Source organism: Pseudoxanthomonas sp. LjRoot204_2 (assembly GCF_056175765.1).
In genome coordinates, this window is record NZ_JBGFFG010000261.1 from 1 (window position 1) to 4,855 (window position 4,855).

At 67.6% G+C, this 4,855-nt stretch carries 4 protein-coding genes and 1 pseudogene; 3 read left to right on the forward strand and 2 right to left on the reverse strand.

All coding sequences use genetic code 11. The features are described 5' to 3' along the window. The 3 genes from AC04L7_RS12455 to AC04L7_RS12465 all read left to right on the forward strand — a co-directional run. A partial coding sequence (locus tag AC04L7_RS12455; protein WP_475513109.1) for an alpha/beta fold hydrolase occupies positions 1-552 on the forward strand: 552 nt, incomplete at its 5' end. Further along, entirely contained in the window at positions 549-3,026 is a 2,478-nt protein-coding gene (locus tag AC04L7_RS12460) for an acyl-CoA dehydrogenase (RefSeq protein ID WP_299340647.1), read from the forward strand. The genes AC04L7_RS12455 and AC04L7_RS12460, both read left to right, overlap by 4 nt. A 63-nt stretch (positions 3,027-3,089) precedes the next feature. Further along, positions 3,090-3,569 carry a hotdog fold domain-containing protein gene (locus tag AC04L7_RS12465; RefSeq protein ID WP_296279720.1) on the forward strand — a complete coding sequence of 160 codons (480 nt, stop codon included), beginning with the start codon at positions 3,090-3,092 and terminating at the stop codon, positions 3,567-3,569. A 117-nt stretch (positions 3,570-3,686) separates the two neighbouring features. On the opposite strand, the gene AC04L7_RS12470 is transcribed toward AC04L7_RS12465, so the two are convergent. Further along, positions 3,687-4,037 carry a DUF1304 domain-containing protein gene (locus AC04L7_RS12470; RefSeq protein ID WP_435996972.1) on the reverse strand — a complete coding sequence of 117 codons (351 nt, stop codon included), beginning with the start codon at positions 4,035-4,037 and terminating at the stop codon, positions 3,687-3,689. 50 nt (positions 4,038-4,087) lie between these two features. After that, a pseudogene (locus AC04L7_RS12475) lies at positions 4,088-4,855 on the reverse strand (MFS transporter); the annotation flags it as partial.

Here is a 4,855-nt window from a genome sequence, read left to right on the forward strand (position 1 = left end):
GGCCTGTTCCGCGCCATGGTGCTGGTGGACATCACCCCGCGCTGGGAACACGCCGGCCTGCAGCGCATCCTCGCCTTCATGACCGCGTTCCCCGACGGCTTCGCGTCGCTCGATCACGCGGCGGACGCCATTGCCGCGTACCAACCGCAGCGGCGCACGCGCAAATCCGCCGACGACCTGCGCGAGCTGCTTCGCGAAGGCGCCGATAGCCGGTGGCGCTGGCATTGGGACCCGCGCCTGGTCGACGAGCTCGCGCGCGACAGCGCCCAGCACCAGGACGCCATCGCCGAGGCCGCGCGCCGGGTGCAGTGCCCCGTGCTGCTGATCAGTGGCGGGCGCAGCGACCTGGTCTCGGAGAAGACCGTCGAAGAATTCCAGCGATTGGTGCCGCATGCGCGCCACGTGCACCTGCCGCAGGCCACGCACATGGTGGCCGGCGACGACAACGACGCATTTACCGCCACCGTGCTGGAATACCTGGCAAGCCTGCCGGCTGCGCCGGGCCATGCCGAATCCGATGTAACCGAATCCGTGTCCGGAGCAACCCCATGAGCATCGTCATCCCCTTCCTCGCCTTCCTGCTGGCGGGCGCATTCGCCGCCTACCATCGGATCCGGCTCGCCTACTGGGCCGCGATCACCGCCAGCCTGCTGGTCGCGTGCTGGCTGCTGGGCGCCAACCCCACGGCCACCGTCGTCGCGGCGCTGGTGGTGGTGGCGATCGCGCTGCCGCTGCTGATCCCGGCGATCCGCAAGCCGTTGATCACGGCGCCGGCGCTCGGCTTCCTGCGTCGAGCACTGCCGCCGCTGTCGCAGACCGAGCGCATCGCGCTGGAAACCGGGTCGGTCGGCTTCGAAGGCGACCTGTTCACCGGCGACCCGGACTGGAACAAGCTGCTGGCCTATCCGAAGCCGCAGCTCACCGCCGACGAACAGGCCTTTCTGGACGGTCCGGTGGAAGAGCTGTGCCGGATGACCAACGACTGGGAAATCACCCACATCCACGCCGACCTGCCGCCGGAGCTGTGGGACTACATCAAGAAGAACAAGTTCTTCGGCATGATCATCCCGAAGCAGTACGGCGGCTTGGGCTTCTCCGCGCTGGCGCACCACAAGGTGATCCAGAAGATCGCCTCGGTCAGCAGCGTGGTCAGCTCCACCGTCGGCGTGCCCAACTCGCTGGGCCCGGGCGAACTGCTCAATCATTACGGCACGCAGGAGCAGAAGGACTACTACCTGCCGCGCCTGGCGATCGGTCAGGAGGTGCCCTGCTTCGGCCTGACGGGCCCGTTCGCCGGCTCCGATGCGACCTCGATTCCCGACTACGGCATCGTCTGCAAGGGTGAATGGAACGGCGCCAACGTGCTGGGCATCCGCCTGACCTTCGACAAGCGCTACATCACSCTSGCGCCSGTCGCCACGCTCATCGGCCTGGCGTTCCGCATGTACGACCCGGACGGACTGATCGGCGACACGCGCGACATCGGCATCACCCTGGCGCTGCTGCCGCGCGATACGCCCGGCGTGGACGTCGGCCGCCGCCACTTCCCGCTGAACTCGCCGTTCCAGAACGGCCCCATCCATGGCCGCGACGTGTTCATCCCGCTGAGCCAGCTGATCGGTGGCGTCGAGATGGCCGGCAAGGGCTGGAACATGCTCAACGAATGCCTGGCCGTGGGCCGCTCGATCACTCTGCCTTCCACCGCCAGCGGCGGCGCCAAGTTCGGCGCGCGCGTCACCGGCAGTTATGCCCGCATCCGCAAGCAGTTCGGCCTGTCGGTCGGCCGCTTCGAAGGCGTGGAGGAGGCCCTGGCCCGCATCGGCGGCAAGGCGTACGCGATCAGCGCGCTGTCGCAGGCCACCGCGGCCGCCGTGGACCGTGGCGACGTGCCGTCGGTACCTTCGGCGATCGCCAAGTACCACTGCACGAACATGGGCCGCGATGTCGCCAAGGACGTGATGGACATCGTCGGCGGCAAGGGCATCATCCTGGGCCCGCGCAACTTCGCCGGCCGTGCGTGGCAGGCCTCGCCGATCGCCATCACGGTGGAAGGCGCGAACATCATGACGCGCAGCCTGCTGATCTTCGGCCAGGGTTCGATCCTGTGCCATCCGTACATCATTAAGGAAATGCGCGCGGCACAGGACCCGGATACCCGTGCCGGCGTCAACCAGCTGGATGCCGTGCTCTACCCGCACATCGGCGGGGCCATCTCCAACGCGGTGCGCTCGTTCTGGTTCGGCATCACCGGTTCGAAGATCGGTGCGGCCCCGGGCGATGCGTACACGAAGAAGTTCTTCCGCAAGCTGGACCGGTACGCCGCCAACCTGGCGCTGCTCACCGACATCTCGCTGGGCGCGCTGGGCGGCAAGCTGAAGTTCAAGGAATCGCTGTCGGGCCGCCTGGGCGACGTACTGAGCCACCTGTACATGATGAGCGCGGTGCTCAAGCGCCACCATGACGACGGCGCCCCGGAAGCCGACAAGCCGCTGCTGGCGTGGGCGTTCCACAACAGTGCGTACGAGATCGAGCTGGCGCTGTCGCAGGCGCTGCGCAATTTCCCGATCAAACCGCTGGGCTGGCTGCTGTGGCCGGTGGTGTTCCCGTTCGGCCGCCGCGCCGTGGCCCCGGGCGACCGCCTGAGCCATCGCGTCGCAATGCTGCTGATGGCGCCGAACGAAGCGCGCGACCGCCTGGGCCAGGGCGTGTTCCTGACCCCGTGCGAGAACAACCCCGGCGGCCGCATCGACAGCTACCTGGCCGCCGCCGTGGCCGCCGAGCCGGTGGAGCGCAAGTTCCTGAAGGCGCTGAAGACCAGGGACATCGAAGCCCTGGACTACAGCGCGCAGCTGGATGAAGGCGTGCGCGAGGGCTGGATCACCGCGGAAGAGCGCAGGCAGCTGGAAGAACTGCGCGCGATCACGCTGGACACGATCACCGTGGACGACTTCGACGTGCACGAACTGCGTGCCGCCAGCTACTACGACCTGCCGCAGAACAAGCGGCAACCGCGCGAAGCGGCCTGACGCCACCACGAAAGACACGACGACGGCGGGCATGTCCCGCCGTCGTCGCGACAGGAGCACACGATGAGCGCCGACGTCCTGAAGATCTACCGCAGCCTGAGCCGCAAGCCGCTAGGCCACTGGCTGTTCTCGCGCCTGATCTGCTTCAAGGCGCCCTACTTCGGCAGCATCGGCCCGCGCATGGTGCGGCTGGAACCCGGCCGCGGCGAAGCGACCATCCGCCATCGCCGTTCGGTCACCAACCACCTCGGCACCGTGCACGCGATCGCGCTGTGCAACCTGGCTGAATTCGTCGGCGGCCTCACCACCGACGTCAGCATCCCGCGCTCGATGCGCTGGATTCCCAAGGGCATGACGGTCGAGTACCTGAAGAAGGCCGTCGGGACGATGACCGCGGTCGCGACCCCGGCCTTCGAGCCCCGCGAATCCGTCGATGGCTATGAGCTGCCGATGGACGTGGTGGTCAGCAATCCGCAGGACGAGCCGGTGTTCCGCGCGCGCATCTCCATGTGGGTGTCGCCGAAGCCACCGCGCACCGACTGATGCGTAGCCGTCGTGGGAGCGACGTAAGTCGCGACGCATAACATCCGTCCGCGAAGATGACCTGCCGGAGGGAGCCGTCGCGACTCACGTCGCTCCCACATCGGTCTAGATGCCGGATCAGAGAAGCCAGATAGCGGCCAACGCCGCGATCGCGGGCAGCCCCTGCACGTAGAAGATCCGCCGACTGACACTCCACGCGCCGTAAAGCGCGGCGACGACCACGCACATCAGGAAGAACACGACCACGTTCCATTGCGCGGTCACCAGTCCCCACAGCAGGCCTGCAGCGAGGAAGCCGTTGTAGAGCCCCTGGTTGGCCGCCAGCACGCGGGTGGTCTCGGCCTTCTCGGGCGTGTTGCGGAAGGTCTTCAGGCCGGCGGGCTTGGTCCAGAGGAACATTTCCAGTACCAGGAACCAGGCGTGTAGCACCGCCACCAGTACCACCAACACCGAAGCGATCACGTCCATCCAGGCCTCCCGTCATGTGCCGGGCAGCATAGCGGCATCGTGCAAGGACGTCAGGAGGTCCTCGTGGCCGTCGACGGGTCGCTCGCCGCCCGTTCGGACGGCAGCTTGGACTCTTCGCGCAGCAGGCGCCACGCGCTGAAGGTCATGGCGCTGGCGACCAGCAGGCCGGCACCGAACACGACGTTCGACCCGAACGCGGACAGGAGCTTGTGCAGCCAGACGAAGCTGAGGTCGCCGCCGCGATAGATGACCGTGTCGATCGCCGCCCCCGCCTTGTAGCGCCACTCGCGGCCGACCCGCGTGTAGATGGTCTCGCGCGCCGGCTTGGCCAGCGAGAACTCGCTGGCGCGGGTGACCACCTGCACGATGGCGATCATCATGGGCAGCGGCGATGCCGCCAGGATCGAGAACCCGATGATGATCGCGCAGCCGGGGATCAGCAGCGCCGGCGCGATGCCGAAGCGCGACAGCAGGAAGCGCGTCACCAGCAGCTGCACCACGAGGGTCAGTGAATTCACCGCGAGATCGAGCGTGGCGAAGTAGTCGGCGCGCTGCTCGGCCGAACTGAACATCGTGCGGGCGATGGCATTCTGCTCGTTGTAGAGCAGCGTGCCCACGCCGACGCCCATGACCACCATCGCGGCCAGCCAGCGCAGCAGCGGCTCGCGCGCGATGAGCTTCAACCCCGCCAGCACGTCGCCGCCCATGGGGATCTCCCCGCTGACCTGCTCGCGCAGCGCCTCGCGGGCGACCGCCCACGTCCGTAGCTTGAAGATGCAGAGCACGCAGACCGAGAACAGGAAGGCAGACACCAGCAT

Bases quoted from the DNA above. Each gene is read 5' to 3' on its own strand.
- AC04L7_RS12465 (WP_296279720.1), top strand. From the start codon at position 3,090: ATGAGCGCCGACGTCCTGAAGATCTACCGCAGCCTGAGCCGCAAGCCG.
- AC04L7_RS12470 (WP_435996972.1), bottom strand. From the start codon at position 4,037: ATGGACGTGATCGCTTCGGTGTTGGTGGTACTGGTGGCGGTGCTACAC.